Annotated in this window: 15 protein-coding genes; 7 read left to right on the forward strand and 8 right to left on the reverse strand. The window is 46.7% G+C overall.

Annotation, left to right across the window (positions count from 1 at the left end; genetic code table 11):
- The 3 genes from QUB30_RS14530 to QUB30_RS14540 form a co-directional block, all read right to left on the reverse strand.
- The coding region (locus QUB30_RS14530) for a hypothetical protein (RefSeq protein ID WP_333334360.1) at nucleotides 1-261 on the reverse strand (261 nt) is incomplete at its 3' end.
- An 855-nt stretch (nucleotides 262-1,116) separates the two neighbouring features.
- On the reverse strand, nucleotides 1,117-5,979 hold the full coding sequence (locus tag QUB30_RS14535; RefSeq protein WP_333334362.1) for a CHAT domain-containing protein: 4,863 nt from the start codon (nucleotides 5,977-5,979) through the stop codon (nucleotides 1,117-1,119).
- A gap of 89 nt (nucleotides 5,980-6,068) precedes the next feature.
- Complete coding sequence (locus QUB30_RS14540; RefSeq protein ID WP_333334364.1) at nucleotides 6,069-6,209, reverse strand: hypothetical protein; 141 nt, start codon at nucleotides 6,207-6,209, stop codon at nucleotides 6,069-6,071.
- 200 nt (nucleotides 6,210-6,409) lie between these two features.
- On the opposite strand from QUB30_RS14540, the gene QUB30_RS14545 reads away from it, so the two are divergent.
- Nucleotides 6,410-6,604, forward strand: a complete 195-nt coding sequence (locus QUB30_RS14545; RefSeq protein WP_333334366.1) for a hypothetical protein — start codon at nucleotides 6,410-6,412, stop codon at nucleotides 6,602-6,604.
- A gap of 119 nt (nucleotides 6,605-6,723) precedes the next feature.
- Here QUB30_RS14545 and QUB30_RS14550 read toward each other — a convergent pair whose 3' ends face one another.
- Complete coding sequence (locus QUB30_RS14550; RefSeq protein ID WP_333334368.1) at nucleotides 6,724-7,002, reverse strand: hypothetical protein; 279 nt, start codon at nucleotides 7,000-7,002, stop codon at nucleotides 6,724-6,726.
- Nucleotides 7,003-7,222: 220 nt separating this feature from the next.
- On the opposite strand from QUB30_RS14550, the gene QUB30_RS14555 reads away from it, so the two are divergent.
- The 4 genes from QUB30_RS14555 (at nucleotide 7,223) to QUB30_RS14570 (ending at nucleotide 10,365) form a co-directional block, all read left to right on the forward strand.
- A complete protein-coding gene (locus tag QUB30_RS14555) occupies nucleotides 7,223-8,764 on the forward strand; it encodes a nucleoside transporter C-terminal domain-containing protein (protein WP_333334370.1) in 1,542 nt (513 codons plus the stop codon).
- 220 nt (nucleotides 8,765-8,984) lie between these two features.
- Nucleotides 8,985-9,590, forward strand: a complete 606-nt coding sequence (locus tag QUB30_RS14560) for a DUF3318 domain-containing protein (protein ID WP_333334372.1) — start codon at nucleotides 8,985-8,987, stop codon at nucleotides 9,588-9,590.
- A 47-nt stretch (nucleotides 9,591-9,637) separates the two neighbouring features.
- A complete protein-coding gene (locus QUB30_RS14565) occupies nucleotides 9,638-9,910 on the forward strand; it encodes a hypothetical protein (protein WP_333334374.1) in 273 nt (90 codons plus the stop codon).
- A gap of 2 nt (nucleotides 9,911-9,912) precedes the next feature.
- Nucleotides 9,913-10,365 (forward strand): HNH endonuclease, encoded by a 453-nt coding sequence (locus tag QUB30_RS14570; RefSeq protein ID WP_333187966.1) that lies wholly within the window; start codon nucleotides 9,913-9,915, stop codon nucleotides 10,363-10,365.
- Nucleotides 10,366-10,532: 167 nt separating this feature from the next.
- Here QUB30_RS14570 and QUB30_RS14575 read toward each other — a convergent pair whose 3' ends face one another.
- Together QUB30_RS14575 and QUB30_RS14580 are read right to left on the reverse strand one after the other, a co-directional pair.
- A complete protein-coding gene (locus tag QUB30_RS14575; protein ID WP_333334376.1) occupies nucleotides 10,533-11,189 on the reverse strand; it encodes a Uma2 family endonuclease in 657 nt (218 codons plus the stop codon).
- A gap of 115 nt (nucleotides 11,190-11,304) precedes the next feature.
- Nucleotides 11,305-11,586, reverse strand: a complete 282-nt coding sequence (locus QUB30_RS14580) for a helix-turn-helix transcriptional regulator (protein WP_333301468.1) — start codon at nucleotides 11,584-11,586, stop codon at nucleotides 11,305-11,307.
- 139 nt (nucleotides 11,587-11,725) lie between these two features.
- On the opposite strand from QUB30_RS14580, the gene QUB30_RS14585 reads away from it, so the two are divergent.
- On the forward strand, nucleotides 11,726-12,136 hold the full coding sequence (locus tag QUB30_RS14585; protein ID WP_333334378.1) for a hypothetical protein: 411 nt from the start codon (nucleotides 11,726-11,728) through the stop codon (nucleotides 12,134-12,136).
- A 180-nt stretch (nucleotides 12,137-12,316) separates the two neighbouring features.
- On the opposite strand, the gene QUB30_RS14590 is transcribed toward QUB30_RS14585, so the two are convergent.
- Entirely contained in the window at nucleotides 12,317-14,101 is a 1,785-nt protein-coding gene (locus QUB30_RS14590; RefSeq protein WP_333334380.1) for a glycosyltransferase family 39 protein, read from the reverse strand.
- Nucleotides 14,102-14,207: 106 nt separating this feature from the next.
- Nucleotides 14,208-15,422: a glycosyltransferase gene (locus QUB30_RS14595; protein WP_333334382.1), complete on the reverse strand. Its 1,215-nt coding sequence runs from the start codon at nucleotides 15,420-15,422 to the stop codon at nucleotides 14,208-14,210.
- A 125-nt stretch (nucleotides 15,423-15,547) separates the two neighbouring features.
- On the opposite strand from QUB30_RS14595, the gene cofH reads away from it, so the two are divergent.
- Nucleotides 15,548-16,708 (forward strand): 7,8-didemethyl-8-hydroxy-5-deazariboflavin synthase subunit CofH, encoded by a 1,161-nt coding sequence (gene cofH, locus QUB30_RS14600; RefSeq protein WP_333334384.1) that lies wholly within the window; start codon nucleotides 15,548-15,550, stop codon nucleotides 16,706-16,708.
- Nucleotides 16,709-16,742 lie beyond the last annotated feature (34 nt).

A 16,742-nucleotide genomic window follows, 5' to 3' on the forward strand; every position in this document is an offset into this window, starting at 1 on the left:
ACCCGAATCCTCGAAAATAATAACTAAACTGTTTTGATATCTTTCTAAGCTGTAGGTTTTAGGTACAGTTTCTAGGTCAAGATTGCGTGTAATTTCGTATTCCTGCTTGTATCTGACTAACGAAGCTGGCAGCGGATAATCTTGCTTGAGAAATTTGAGAATGACTGGTTTGTTGTCTTGCTTTCTCAGTCCTCGGTAAACTAAAGAATTGTTACTTTCATGAATTTGGTTGGTAATCTCGTAGCCGGCTAAGTTAATCATCCTTGCAGCCTCTTTTAATAATTAATACACATTTTTTTTAGCAATTCTCAATTTGTAAGTAGATGTATCCTCTAATATAAAGACTAGCCTGCACTTTCAGCAAAATTTAAATTTTAACTAAAAAACATTAATTTTTACATTTCTTAAAAAAAGTATAAATAAAATAAATATTTAGGTGACGAGTGCGATCGCTCTACAGTTTCTTGCAAAAGCAGGCAATACAGAGGGAATTGCGATCGCCGTTGAGCTTCTTAGGAGATTTGGGCGCTGCATAATTATAGTATGAATAGGGGGAATCACCATGCAATAAAAGCCAGTGAAAATCAACCCACAGCCGTAAAAACCCTAATAAAAAAGGAAAACAGAAGCACATTTGTGTCAAATCGGGTTGTTAATTTATCGCTGATGATGAATCCCACGCCTGGTTACAGTTAGACTGTGAAACCCGAAGGCCTAAAAATCTATGTCAATGGTAGGAATTTTCCGGGTATTAACGAATCAAGGGAGTTCATCACATCACCCTAATAACTTGGGTAAGACTTGTGAGAAAAATCCGATTAAATGCTTATCACCCCGAGGTAATTTCAGAAGTCTGCGAGCTCGATGAATTACAGACTTATGTGAAAACAACACACAAAATCTGACTGGGGACAGCCGTTGAACAGTTTCGATCGGGAATTTTAGGATGGGTATTATGATCTCATAGTTTCGAGACATTTGATAGCGTTTCCGGTTGCATCGGAAACGATATAAGTCCTAAATACATTACCTAAAATTTCAGGATGTTCCAGTTACTGCACTATTGATAGCTTGATTCAGCAACGCCCCTTTTTCCTTGTTCCTTCAACATCCCCATTACCAAGGATTGCCAATCATTGTAAAGGCGGCCCAATAATAAGGATGCGAAAGCACTCGATCGCCCCGCGCCGCAATTTCCGGAGGCAAAGTTAGACTCATAGAAAGCCCCTCGACTCGCAGCATCCCGTCTTGAATCCGCACGCGCCCCTGCAGCATCTCCAATTGCGCGCGCCGCAAAGCCTCCGCTTTAATCATCAAATTGCCACCGCGTCTGGGGGCCCGCAACTGCCGATAAAACTCAGTCATCAGCCCCAAAGTCCCATCATCGCTGACTTCCCACAAACTCGCTAAAGCGGATCTAGCACCGCTAGCTACCGCCAAACCCGCAAACCCTAACTCCGCCTCTGCATCGCCCAAAGCGGTACTGCACGCGCTTAAAACTAACAGATTCACCGGCGGTTCATTCCACCGCAACTGCCGCATTTGATCGAGGCGCAATTTAGTATCCCACAACTGAATGTAAGAATTTTTCGGTTCCCCGGGCTGGAATTCGCTGTGAGTTGCTAAGTGAATGATGCCAAAAGGCCGATTTGCCCGCTGAGCTTGCAAATTTCCGAGAGTAAAATCTTGATTCAAAAATGATTTTCCGCGATCGGGCGGCGCGATCGACTCTAACTCCACCGGTACCGCCGGCAACGGCGCTTTATCTTCAAATACCGACGCCCCCATCGCCAAAACTTCATCATCCGCAATATTGTCGTAGCCGATATCAGTCAAACTCAGACTAGGCATCACGCTAATGCTGTATTTCTCAACTAAAAAGCCTTTGCCGTCGTGAAGGGCCGCAAACGGCACGCTCCGCAAACCTGCTGCCGGAATTACAATTAAATTGTCAATCTTTAAAGCTGCCAATTCTGCGGCCACTGGCGCAATTAACCACCGATAAAGTTTTTGTGCCGTATCCAAATAACTAATGCTGCTTCTTTTGCGGGGATTAGTTATTTCGCTTTGAAATGCGTCAGCTAGTTGCAACACCTGCCAGCGCGTTGTCGCTGGAATTAAAACGCGCCTCGGTTCAGCGTTAGCTGTTACTAACACTAATTCTAAATGCTCCCCGTTAGGAACATCGGAAACTTCTTTGCCATGCGGCGGCAACCTCTGGGCCAACTTATCTTCTAAGACGCGAGCGGGCCCGGAGGTGAGTTTTTTTGTCACAGGCAATAGATTAGATAAATCCTGACTTGCGACCAGTACCGAACCATTTTCTTTGGCAGCGGCTGCTGCCGAACCACTGACCCAATTCATATAAATGATTGCAGATTTTACCCCGGTAATTTGTTGATTTTTACGAAGAGTTTCGTAAATTACCGATATATTAGTAATCGGCGTTCTTGCGGGCAAGTCTAGATATTTTTCGTACTCGCGACTAAAGGTTTTCTCAAATGATAAAACTCCCGAACTTGCCGAATCTAGCCTGCGAGAAGGAGCGAAAATATCCTGGCTAATTGGGGAATGTTTGTATCTACTTTCCGATCGCAATTGTACTTGCAAAGATGCAGGAAGTGACAGCGCAGGATCGGGATTTACGGGAAGTAGAGGCGGTGCGGGAATTGGTGCGGGAATTGGTTCGACAATTGGTTCGGGAATTGGTGCGGGAATTGGTGCGGGAATTGTTGCCGGAGCAGAGGGCGGGCCCGGCGTAATTAGGGAAATCTGATTTGGTAAAATTCCTTGGGTGTAAGTTTGCCCAAAAGCAAGACTGGGCAAAATGGCATTTCCCGCGCCAGCATTAATGCTTCCCCGGGTTCCATTGTCGATCGCGCCGCCAACTACAAACGGTCGATCGATACCGCCTCCGTGGCGAATTTCGATCCTCCCCGCCCCCGCACCTCCGGCAGTAGAAATACTCGAAGAATTGCCCGATATATCGTTGAAAACATTGTTCGAGCGAAACAAACCGAGGGTGGTCACATCAACGCTGCCGCCAGTGCCTCCAGGGCCGCCTTGAGCGTTGATAAAGCCCAACTGAATGTTACCAGTCGCGCTCAGGGAAACGCCCCCGCCGTTGCCGTTTGAAGTGCTGCTGGAGTTGAGATCGAGAGCCGAAATGCCCGATGAAGAGGTGACAGCAATATTTCCGCCGATCGCCCCCGAAGCGTTCAAAGCTCCCGCAGTTAAAGCGCCGGCATTGCTTTGGAGAGCGATCGCGCCTGCTGTTCCCGTTGCCGATGACGAGTCGATCGCGCCCGCAGCAACAGTATTCCCCTCAACCCGAATGCTCCCGCCGTTCGAGGTAATATTCCCAGTCCGAACCTCGCGGCTTCCTTGCAGATTCACGCTGCCGCCATCCGTCCTTAAATTACCCTCTAAGAGGACATTTTCTGCCTTGATATCGGCTCCCAAAGCGGCCGTGCTGTCCCCCCCGAATCTAGCGGAATCTCGGGCGTTAACGCTCAAACTGCGCGCTGTAATTGTGGAAGCAGCCGTCACGCTAGCAGCATCAGCCGAGAGCCGGCCCAACCTCTGAGTTTGACCGACTAGGCCGCCAAAACTAATGTTGCCGCCAGCGCGCAGCGTCAAGTTATTTGCTCGGCCCGGGATGCTGTCGAGGGTATTGGCAAAGGCGATATTGCCGGTAGTGGCGGCTAGGGCGGCGCTGCGATCGACTGTGACGTTACTATTGAAAGCGATGTCGCCCGATGTCGCAATATTGCCCGAAACCTCCGTACTGCGGGCGTTGACAGTCAAACTCGCCAGGGGTGCAGCTTGACCGACTGTACCGCCGAACAGCACTCGCTGAGCGTCTAGTCTCAGGGCGCGAGCTCCGTCTAGGCTACCGGAGAACAGAATGCTGCCCCTAGCTTGAGTGCTCAAAGCCACGTCAGCATTCAGGGACAGGTTTCCTGTAAAAGTTAGATCTGCGCCGGATGTGGCAATGTTGGCGTTGAGATCGGTTTTGGGCGCGTCGAGAGTCAAGCTAGCGCTGCCGCTTGTTCTCAGGGGATGGTCGATCGCGATCGACCATCCTTGAAGTGTCAGCGGGCTGTTGAAGGTAATGGGGGCGACGATCGCGATCGAGCTGCTGTTTTCGCGCCCGATCGCGATCGAACGAAAACCCCCCGCCAAAGCGCCGAGATCCGTTGCCGTCAAGTCCAAAATGCCAAAAAAATCGCCGGTGCCACCGATCCGAATTGCTCGGCTATCGTTGGGCTGCAAGCGAATTGTTCCCCCCGCACTGCTGGCGGAATTGCTGCCGCCCCTAAAGTCAATGCCGTTAGCAGTGATAGCGATATTGCCGCCGTTAGCATTGAGTCCGCCCAGAGAAATGCTGCTGGCGAAAAAGTTGATGTTGCCACCTTGAGTCTCGATTGAGTCCTTGGGGTCATTGACAAACAACACTCCGCCCGATCTAAATGTTACTGTGTCTCCCGTTCTCGCTTGCAGGGAAAGTTTGTTATCGGGCAAGTCTTGGAGGATAATGTAGCCGGGGGTTTCTAGAACCACGTTGCTGCCGGCCGCCATCTCTTCCAACTGTACTTCTGAGATCGATGTTTCATTGGGTTCTGGTGCCGATTCGAGTTCCCCGCCAGTCGATCGCGCGCTGCTGTCGCCGTTACCGCTGACGATCGTAATATTTGCCGGATCGAGCCACAAATTGCCGATCGCACCGTTAGTCGCGCGGGTATCGACCTCTCCTTGGAAAGTTAAAGCATTTTTGCCCGAAACTTCGACTCTGCCGCCGTTACCTGCGGCGATGCCACCGCGAGCACTAATATTGCCGAAGAAGCGAGTTGTATTGTCTGACCAAATTACCGCAGTGCCGCCATTGCCGCGGTCGATCGCGTTTGCTGCGATCGTAGAATCAGGACTAACGTATGTTACCAGTGCGTTCGGCACTGGTTCCGTCCCCTGGAAACCGCCTCCGACGCGCACAGTACCTCCGCCGTTCGTCCCGGAAGCATCGATATTTGCGCCGAACAGTCCGACTTTTTCCCCTAAAATATTGACTGTGCCGTCAGCATTCCCAGAAGGAGCAAATACATTTACAGAACCCGAGACGATCGCACTTCCGGCAAGTGCCGGCACTGTTTGGCCGCCAGTCAGTACCAATTGACCTTGTTCGTTAGTCGTTAAACCTGTGGCTGACGCTACGCCGGGGCCCGTCAGCAACTGAGGCAAAGCAAGTGGGGCGATCGCAGATTTTTCTAACTGCAAAGACGGAGTGATTTCTAAACTCAATAAATTGCCGATTTGACTGATGCGGACTGAATTTTGTCCCGGAACAGCAGCTACTGTAATTTGACCGTTGGGAGCGGATAATTGTCCTGTATTAATAACGGTGCCACCGAGCAAAGTTAAACTTTGCCCGCTGCCCACTGCCAAGTTTCCCGCATTGATAATTGTCCCGAGTTGTGAATTATTAAAATTAAATTGATTGGGATTTCCCAGTAAAGATTTGTAATCATTAATTCCGCTCGAATTAAACGAGCGGTCGCCGAAACCAATACCTGTAGCCGTTGTCGCGAAAAAAGACCCCGGCACGTTCAATCTAGCATTTTGACCGAAGACAATTCCGGCCGGATTCATTAAGAATAAATTCGAGTTGCCGCCGCTTATGGAAATCAGACCGTTAATGACGGAAACATCGCCGCCGGAAATCCGCCCTAAAATATTTTGAATATTTGGATTAGTTAGAAAATTAGCTATTTGACCTTCGCTGAGATTAAATTGGCTGAAGCTGTGAAACAGATTGGCCCCGTTTCCAGACAGTTGTCCCCCGCTAATGTCTGTGCGATTTTGCTCGGATTTAACAACACTATTAGTGCCGTCATTTGCAGGAATGACAGGTTGCGATCGCACTGCTAGCGGTAGCAGCCCAAAACCTAATGTCAAAATTAGAGCAGAACGAAAATAGGTCATTGGAGGAAGCCATTAGTCATTAGTCATTAATCATTAGCCATTAGCCATTAGCCGGAAGGAAAAGGGAATTCAGAAAAGCCAATTCCCGATTACCAATTCAAATCTATTGTAGTTTTGATTTTTTTGGGAGGTGTAATGTTCCGCCCAAATGCCAATAAACTTAAAAAGGTCGATCGAACACCGCCACCGCCGGGGGTCGATCGACCTTGCAGGCAAAGCGCATAAGTCATCGCACTCCAAAACCACCCGTTGCCAGAATATTGGAAATTTAAGGAAAATTTTGTATTGATCTGTCGCCAGTGTATTGACAAAATCCCCCCAGACTCTTACGATAGGAGCCAGTTATTGGGTGGGACGGCAAAAACCCACGCAATAACTGGCTCCTCTAATAAACTTAAAAATAAAATATTAATGCTTTTAGAGACCCACCATGCCAACTCCAGCTTTCCCATTTCTAACTGAACAAATAGTAGAGCAGATATTTTCGTCAGGCGAACTGACTCGCAATGACAGACAGAGAATTCAGTCAATGCTGTTAAATGAGTCGATCGGCGAAAATGAATTGAGCTTAATTGAAAGAATCATGGAAGGCGTAGTCAAGGGAATACTTGACGTGATGAATTAGTTGATAACTGGCGCTAACATATCTAAATGTAGGGTGCGCCTCGGCACACCTTACTCTAATTTTAAATAAAATCGAAAATCGAAAATCGAAAATCGAAAATCGAAAATTCTGTCACCGTTCTAAAAATCATCATCGGGCCCCTCATCCGAGCTCTCATCGCGACGCACCAGTTCAGAAGGAGGCCTATCGTTACTCCAAGCCCACCACACGTCGCCGCACTGGCAGCGGTAAAATTCTTGCCACTTGCGGCGGTTGAACTCGGTGTATACTGGCGATCGGCGATTAATCCAGACATCAGCGGCATCCGTGCAGCTAGCACCGCACTTGGGACAGCAAAACTCATTAGCGTGAACCGCCGTCGCAGTCCATTCAGGAGGATGTGGAGCAAAAGCTTCCATGTGTTAGAGTTTCTATCTAAACTGCTGGTAATTACGGCAAATCAAGGCTTGCTAAAGATCTGCAGACTTCGGAATGACCTAAGCAATGACATAAGTACGCTGTTGAGTGCGTAAGTTATCTGCCCGTTATTTTTTTTAACATTTGCCGTCAGATGAATAGTATAACTGATGTGGTGCAAACCGTCGATCGGCATTCTCAACTATTTCAAGGACTAGGCTCATGTCTATCTACAATCTTATCTCGTTTTTGGGCATTTTTGGCTTGTGTGCGATCGCCTGGATTTTTTCAGAAAACCGACAGTCCAAGTATATACCTTGGCGCGTCATCATCTGGGGCATTGGACTGCAATTAGTCTTAGGATTTTTAGTATTCCTGTTCCCCCCGACTCGCATCGCCCTAGAGTGGTTTACTGGCTTACTGGATGGAGTATTCACCGCTGCTGACGCTGGAGCGAGATTTGTATTCGGGAGCAATGTTGTACCGATACCTGGTAAAGATCCGGCAGTTAATTTAGGATATATTTTTGCCTTTCGAGCTTTACCGACAGTCATCTTTTTTTCTGGCCTCATGGCCTTGCTATACAACATCGGCGTGATTCAAATTATCACCGAACTTTTTGCCAAAATCTTTTATATGACAATGCGGTTGAGCGGCGCGGAAGCCCTCAGCGGCGCGGCCAATATTTTCGTAGGAATTGAAGCGGCAATTGTCGTCAAGCCTTATTTACCGAAAATGACTCGTTCCGAACTTTGTGCAATCCTCTCTTGCTGTTTTGGAACCGCCGCTTCTTCAACTTTAGCAATTTACGTCAGTTTTCTCAAGCCAGTTTTTCCCAATATTTTAGGACACTTAGTTTCAGCTTCAATTATCGCCATTCCCGCTTGTTTTGTTCTCTCTAAAATCTTAGTACCCGAAACAGGCGTGCCGCTGACAATGGGTGGCATTCCCAAGGAAGAACGGAAGCCTAAAGGCCGCGAGTTTGTGGGCGAAGAAATTTCCGAAATGGACGGCGAAGCGATGCCACAAGAGACTGTTGGGGGAGAACCCATCGAACGAGTCAGCCCTCTCGATGCAGCGATAATTGGTGCATTGGACGGTGTAAAAATGGCGGTAGCCATTGCCGCTGTTTTGATTTTAATCTTGGGCTTAGTTTCCTTAATCAATCAATTCTTTGGTTGGCTGGCAATTTTGCCCGGCCCAATTGGTGGCTTTTTCAAAGTTGTCACCTTAGCCAACATTATGGGATTTTTATTTTATCCCCTGACGCTATTAACAGGAGTCTCCATTGACGACTCTTGGCAAGCATCAGTAATCATCGGTCGCAGGCTATTAGAAACAGCCATTCCGCCCTATCAAAGTTTAGCAGAAGCGGGGGCAAAAGGACTGGTGAGCGATCGTACAGTTTTAATTGTCAGTTACGCCCTTTCCGGCTTCGCCCACTTAGCCTCCGTCGGCATATTTGTCGGCGGTACGATCGCCCTAATTCCATCCCGCCGCAAAGACATTTCCGAACTCGGTTGGAAAGCATTATTTGTCGGCACTTTAGCGACAATGATGATCGCTTGCATCGCCGGCACCTTCGACACCGGAGACGCCAGCATTTTAGGCGCTAAAACAGCCCCTGCTGCACCGCTAACAGCCCCTGAATCTCCAAAATCATCGGCATCCCCAACTGAGAATTCAAAGCCGTCAGTTGCCCCAACAATTGCCAGTCCAAAGCCTTCGCCGAAGAGTGAAAAAGCAACTCCGAAAGCTCAATAATTTCCCAAATCTGACTCTAAGAAAAGCCCTTAAATGAGCTACGGGAAAAGGACACGGCAATGCCGTGTCCTACAGATTAGACTCAAATTGCAAGCATTCCCAAACTATCTAAAAATTATCTGCGTTTATCTGCGTTTATCTGCCTTGAATCTGCGGTTGACATATTAATCAAAAATTTCTGCAATAGGTCTAATTACCAATAACCAATTCCCCAAAAAATATGAACCCAGAACCCGAAATTCGCCGCCTGTTAGATGTGATGCCAGCCTCCGGCCGCATGACGTGTAAAATTATTAATAAGCCCCAACAATCAACAGTAATTGACTGCGAGTTTCCTTTACCTTGGAATCAATCTCGCCCGATTTATATTAATTTTGATTTGTGGCGGCTGCTATCTAAGCCGCAGCGGGATTTACTGCTATTGCGGAATGTAAGTTTTCTGTGCAATTTTAAGTGGTTTAAACCGGATATTTATCAAGGTGCGGCTCTGGCGGGAATTGTCGGGACTGTTGTAGAATTGTTGCAGGGAGATGCGATCGGCACTGCGATCGCGGGCGGTTTGACGGGACTCGCCATGACTCGAATTTGGCGCGACAACCGCAGTTCCCAAGTAGAGTTAGATGCTGACGAAGCGGCGATTAGAGTAGCTCTCAGGCGTGGTTACAACGAAGCGGAAGCGGCCGGACATTTGCTGGGGGCGATCGAGGCTGTGGCGCAAATAGAAGGGCGCAGTTTGGATTTTAACGAGTTGATTCGGTGTCAAAATTTAAGGGCGATATCGGGTATTTCGGCGGTGGGCGTACCCGATAGTGTCAGGCAAGATTGAAAAAAACCTAGATATAATCAAGACGGAAACCCATAAAATCCACAACTATGCTAATCCTGCCAAAATTGGAAAACCTGCGCGATATTCTACCTCTAGAAGGGGCTGTCCGAATTGAATTAGTGGAAGGCATACCCATTTTTAGAGCCTCCACCGCTGTCAAAAATCGAATCCAAGAACTGTTGGACAAACAACAAACTTTGCCCCTAAATGCTGAGGAAGAACAAGAACTCAATCTTTACGAAGAAATCGACGATTACCTCAGTTTTGTCAATCGGACTGTCCGCAATCTTTTCTTGGGTCAGATTCAGCCTACTGTGTAGAAATGTCCGCTCGCCGTCAAATCCCTGAAAATATTCAAAATCAAGTTCGTCAGAGAGCAAACTGTCTGTGCGAATATTGTCATGCCTCCGAACAATGGCAGTACGTAGAGTTTACTATCGAGCACATCATTCCCTTAACTAAAAATGGGACTAACGATATTGACAATTTGGCACTAGCTTGCTTTCACTGCAACCGCAAGAAATCTGATAAAACTAGAGCGATAGATGCTCAGTCAGACGTAGAAGTACCGTTGTTTAACCCCAGACAAGATAGTTGGAGCGAACATTTTATTTGGTCTGCGGATGGATTATCAATAGTTGGTTTGACTCCAATTGGACGAGCTACAGTTACAGCATTAGTCTTAAATCGAGAGAGAGTCATTAATATTCGGGCCGCTGACAAAGCTATAAAACGACATCCACCAGCAGGGGATTTAATTCAATCAGAAAGTTGAGCATACTGAGAATTACTCAAAGTTTGAGCGGCTACATCTGCCACAAAATTTGTACTGCAATGAAAGATCGATTCCTGCGGCAAGCTTAGCTAACGCACTTATTTTAATTATTTTAATCGAAAGCGCGATCGCTTGTCAGTCTCTGAGGTTTCCACCCGTAAATTAAATCACCTCAAACTATTTGGATCGATTCCTAACTCCCGTAATTTTTGTGCTAATCTGTTCACCTGTTCTTCAGGAGTCAGATAACGTTTTCCCTCTGCGTCGTACCAATACAGCCACTCCCTCGTCACCCCAGAATAATTTCCCCTTTCACAACCAATTCCCAAACCTATTTCGGGCATCCAAACAGGATATCCCGACTGTAATTCATACTTCCCATTAACTAACTTATGTACTTCCAATCGGGGTTTGCGACGGCGGCGAGATGAATAGATAATGTAATAAAGCACGCCTAAATCTTGATATTCCTCCAACTTTGTGCTGTATTCCTTGCGATACTTTTTGGAAACGACTTCCAGCACCAAAGTTGGGACAACATTTTCATCCCACAGCACGTAACTGGGACGCAATTCTTCATCGTAAAACCGTTCTACTCCTAAACTCAAGAAACCGTCAGGGACAATTGGAGGTTTTTCCGGGTGATAATAGATACCCATATCAATGCCAAAAAACCAGTCCATGCGTTCTGCCCAAAGTATCAGCAATATCGCTTTTAGCAATCCCGGTATTAGTTCTTGAAGTTCGTTATCCACAGGCGTTTCGTCAGAATCTGGCAGTTCATCGGCTGAGGTCAAGTACCTCGGCAAGTTGTAATTTAACATTGCAGTTTTTCCCAAAACTTACAAAAATTATAGCGTGGTTGTTTTTTGATACCAATCGCAATTCAAACCAGCAACTCACTAAAAATTGCTTGTTCTCGAATAGCCTCATAATTTTTCAAAATCTCCGACCGTCAATTTCTAGTGACTCCTCCTCATCTACTCGCCGACTGAGATAATCCGGCAACTCATCAAAACATACCCCCACCAAACGGCAAAAATCCCTCATTTGCCGAACAGTCATCGTAGGTTCGTCTCCCTTTTCCCATCGCCGCACCGACGAAGCCGACACCCCCATCCGCACAGCCAACTCTTCTTGGCTCAAGTTAGCGTCCTCTCGCAGTCTCCGAAAAGGCAACTCATTTTCTGGTTGCCGTTGACGTTGCCTTTTTTTTACCATATTATTTTAACTATCCAATTTAACCGCTTAAATTAAGCGCTTAGTGGCACAGCCATAGCCAAAACAGACTGCACTAAAAATCAAAGGTGCAATTCTGTCACTTTCCTATGGGCAAACATACCCAATTTACAATACAGCCATGAACCACCCAGAAACTCCAAACCCCTGGATTATTTACCGACTGCTGCCCAACTTTCAGCGCTTACCCGTCGCGCAATTTCGCAGCCGCAGCGAAGCTGAATCTTCCCTGAAAGTCATCCGGCAAATGCTACCCAATACCGAATTAATACTTGCTTTCGAGGTTGGGCCAGACAATCCAACTACCGAACTCAATCAGCCCCCGGCTCAAGAACCAAACTTGCCAACTTCAGCTAACCGAGAACTCTTGAAACTTTTCATTATCAGTTCTCGTCCTGTTGTTTCCCGCGTCATTCATTCTTTTCACCGCGATAATTTTGCCTGCGTTTCTGACTGGAGTCCGCTTGTCCCAACTCAAAATCCAGGTGAAGTGATGAGCGTCTTAATTAAACATTTTGCGGCTGACTCTTAGCGTTCGATCAAACAGTCCCGATCGTATTAATAGCGGTAAGGTGCGCCCAGCGCACCCTACATCTACATCAGCGGGGTGATGCGTATTGGTAATAGCTTTAGCAATGTCAGTTTATTGAGTTATAAATTTATCGATCGCTCTTTCTAGTCGATTGGACTGTCGTTGCGGGCGATCGCCAAATCAAGAACAGTGATAAACTTGATATTCATACCCATCCACCGCCGGCACATCGCGCGACTCAACCTGACATTTCTGTGGTTCTAGATTGACAGGTGCGCGAAAATTAACCAACCACAAATCTAGCGGGCGTTCTAATTGACTGAGTGTTTTATAAAGTGTATCTGCCGCTATTCCCGGCGCATCTTTTTTCAGATTAGCTAAAAGAAACAGCGGAGAATCAAAGGCTTTAACTTCTTCTTTCTTCCTAACATCCGTTACATCCGTTACATCCGCTACAAAATCCGTTGCCGAACTTCTTTCCCATTCCCACCCTATCCCCATCAACTCTCCTATTTCTACATGAGTCTTTTGAGTAGTAGCAATTAACACGGGAACTTTCGAGAATTCGCGGATAATCGGAATTAAAAGGTCTGGTTTGTAATATTTGCGATAGCCGAGATTGGAATTTACTGTTACACCGCTGAAAAAACCCATTGCTAAAATTAGCAGAACTGCTTTTTTGCCAGCAATTTCCACAGTAGGTAAATTAAACCATTTACTTTTTGCTGTAGGTGCGTTAAAAATAACCGCCAAGGTTGCTCCTAACAGCAATATCACCCCCGGAAAGTAGACGAAATTGTATCGAGCGCCGCGAGTTAGGTCAATCCCGAGAATATATGCAAAGCTGAAAAATAGGAAAATTGCTCCTAGCACAAATCCGCCGAAAATAACAGTACCTAAACGAGTATTGCTTGTTTTTAATGAAGTTTTAAGAGCGCCTCGCAGCAGGGGAAGCACCAATATAAAAAATATTGTCATTGCGATCGCCGATGCAACTACTACTGCCAAATTTGGCGATTCAACGGGCAGCAGAGACATGACAGTGATCCATCCAGCTAAAGCTTGAAAAATCGGATTAACCCAACTTAAAAATGTGCGATCGCCGCTGACAATCCAATTAGTTAGTTCGCTGCCGTACTTGTTTGACAAAAATACCGGCAGCCAAACTAAACCGCCAGCTAAAGTACCTATCGCTACTGCGAAAAGCCGCCAGATGATTTGAAATTGCCAAATATTAGGCGGCTGGCTGTTTGAAATTGGCAGCTTCCCATTAAACTGCTGCCAGATTACAGCAATTAATGCTATTGCTTCGGCACACAAAGTCAGTGTAAAAAAGTAGTGAACGGCAATTCCCAGACAGTTAATGACTACCCAAAGCAATAACACCCAAACAGGCATAGGAGCGCGATTTTGCAGCTTTTTTACAGCTAATGTCAAGCAAAAAAGAGAGGCAATAACTAATAAAATTCCTAAAGTGTAATGTCGAGCTTCTTGAGCGAGATAAATGCCGTAGGGAGAAACTGCCATCATCGCGGCCGCACATTGACCGACTAAACGCGAACTAAAAGCAAACTTGCCCAAAAAGTAAATAGCTGGAACTGAAATCACGCCCAATAATGCAGGAAGAGCTCGCCCAATCCAAACTAAACTATCCTCAGTCGGCCCAAACAGTCGCATCCACCAGTGGGCGAGCATAAAATACACTGGTGGATGGTTGCTTTCTAGCAGCAAATTGCGGAGCACGTCGGCGGTGTCAGCATCGGCGCGCAATTGTAGCGGTTGTAATAATGTAGAAAGGTCGATCGCGCGATCGATCGGCACACCCCGAAAACTGTTGCCCAAACTAAACACTAGAGTGGAAAACTCATCCGTCCACAGCGGTTTCGAGTCCAAATTGGCAAAGCGCAAAATAAAGGCGATCGCCGTCCACAGAAATAGCAATAACAGTTGTTTGTTCTTAATCATTAATTCAGTAATTCAAATGCCTAGCGAAGAAGATCCATTAGTCATTAGTCATTAGCCATAACTCATTTTATCAATTACCAATCACCAATTACCAATTACGCATTACCTACTTCACGTCCGTCACCCGCCAACTCAGCTTCATATTGAGCCAGAAATTCCACAGAGTCACAGTCGCGATCGCGATTAAATTAGCAAGATATTTATTGATTCCAAAAACATTAAACATCAAATTAAACAGCAGCAAATTCAAAATCAAACCCATCAAGCAAATCGTGTTAAATTTCAACAGCCGTTTCAATCGCTGGCGCTTTCTTGGCTGCTGCTTAGAAATGTCCCCAAAAGTCCACAAATCATTCCACAAAAAGTTACTGATAATTGCCAATTCAGCAGCAACGATGAGACTGCCATTCACTTCCAAATGGAGGATATCGGACAGCACGTACAAAACCCCCATATTCACAAACACCCCGCTGAAACCCACAAGGCCAAACCGCAGAAACTTGCCCATCGGCCAGCGGGCAAAGCGCAATCTGAGCAAATGCCGCAAATATTCAATATACTGTTTCCAAGTAACTTTGCTCTCGCCTTCTTGCCGCTCCTGAAACACGTAACCAACTTCTCCAATCCAGCGGATCTCCCCCCTGCCGAGCACTTCAATCAATATTTTGTAACCTGCAGGATTCATGGTTTTGCCGGCTATACAACTGCGACGCACCATAAAATACCCGCTCATCGGATCGGAAACTCGGCCCACGACTCCGGGCAGTATAATTAATCCCAAAGTCTGAGCACCCCGCGATAAAAATCGCCTGACGAAGCTCCAGTCGCTCACCCCGCCCTCGCCAACGTGGCGGCTCGCAGCGGCCACATCTGCTCCCCGCTGAATTTCTGCTAAAAGCTGCAACAGCGTCTCGGGGGGATGCTGCAAGTCGGCATCGATGACGCCCAAAACTTCGCCCCGAGCCGCCTGCCACCCGCGAATTACCGCTGTGGAAAGCCCCCGCTCGTCTTCCCGGCGCATCACCCGCAATTGCGGATATTCCGGTGTCAGGGACAGGGCGACTTCCCAGGTGCGATCGGGGCTGTCGTCATCGACTACAATTAATTCGTAGTCGCCGGGAATGATGCCATCGAGCAATTGAGTCAATTGTTCCACAATACTCTTGATATTCTTGCACTCGTTGTAGGTGGGAATGACGAGGGAAAGATAAATTTCCGCTGTGCGTGCATCTGTAAAAGTTGAACAGAAATTCCGCAGAGCAGGAATTTGCAAAGGCCCAGACGGCACTGACAAGACCTGATTTTCTTGGTTGATGCCCATAATTTCAGTTCCCAGAAAGTCAAGGATGGTTTGGTAACACTTGAGATTGTAAAATATCGTTCCTCTATAATTGATTGGTTAAAATATAAAAATGCCTTTATTCTAGTCAGTAATTATGTAGTTGAGTGAAAAAGAAAACTGTGGATGCAATTCTCGATCGAGCTTTACAAGGTTACAACATCTCTTCTGCAGAGGCTTTGGTACTTTTGCAGCAAAGAGAGCCAGACGCGCGAGCTTCTATTCAAACAACCGCTGACTTGCTCCGCCGCCGACAATCAGGGGATACTGTCACCTACGTTATCAACCGGAATATTAACTTCACCAATATTTGCGAGCAGCATTGCAGTTTTTGTGCGTTCCGCCGCGACGAGGGAGATGAGGGCGCTTTTTGGTTAGATTCAGCCCAAATTCAGGAAAAGGCAACTGATGCAGTGCAGCGGGATGCAACGGAAATTTGTATGCAGGGAGGCTTAAATCTTCAAGCTAAGCTCAACGGCGCATCTTTGCCTTATTATCTGCAATTGGTAAAAATTATTAAGGATAAGTTTCCGCAGTTGCACTTGCACGCTTTTTCGCCTCAAGAAATAGAGTTTATTGCCAGAGAAGATAATCTTAGTTTCAGCTATGTAATTTCGGCTTTGCGGGATGCCGGAGTCGGTTCGATGCCGGGAACCGCGGCGGAAGTTCTCGACGATTCTGTGCGACGGGTGATTTGCCCGGAAAAACTAAATTCTGCAACTTGGCTGGAAATTGTGGGAACTGCTCACAGTCTGGGTTTGCCGACAACGAGTACGATGCTTTGCGGGCATATTGAGACGGCCCAACAGCAGGTTTTGCATTTAGAAAAAGTGCGATCGCTCCAACAAACTGCGATCGACCAAAACTATCCAGCACGCATTACAGAGTTTATTTTACTACCATTTGTCGGGCAAGAAGCACCAGCACCTTTGCGCAGTCGAGTCGGCCGCGACCAACCAATTTTAGCAGATACATTGTTACTCACCGCTGTATCGAGAATCTTCTTAGGCAATTTGATTCCCAATCACCAGCCGAGTTGGGTAAAATTAGGTTTAGATGGAGCTACAGAAGCGCTTAAATGGGGCTGCAACGACATCGGCGGTACATTGATGGAAGAGCACATTACTACAATGGCCGGTGCGGTTGGCGGCAGTTGTCAATCTGTCGAAGATTTGCAAAATGCGATTAGTTCTTTAGGGCGGAGTTATCAGCAAAGAGATACAATTTATCGACCTTTAGGGGTTGACAATTTGGCAGTAATTGGGTAAAGTTTCGGAAACCAAGCGCGAAGTGCGTAACGTA

The sequence above is a fragment of the Microcoleus sp. BROC3 genome, assembly GCF_036702515.1.
Lineage (GTDB): Bacteria > Cyanobacteriota > Cyanobacteriia > Cyanobacteriales > Microcoleaceae > Microcoleus.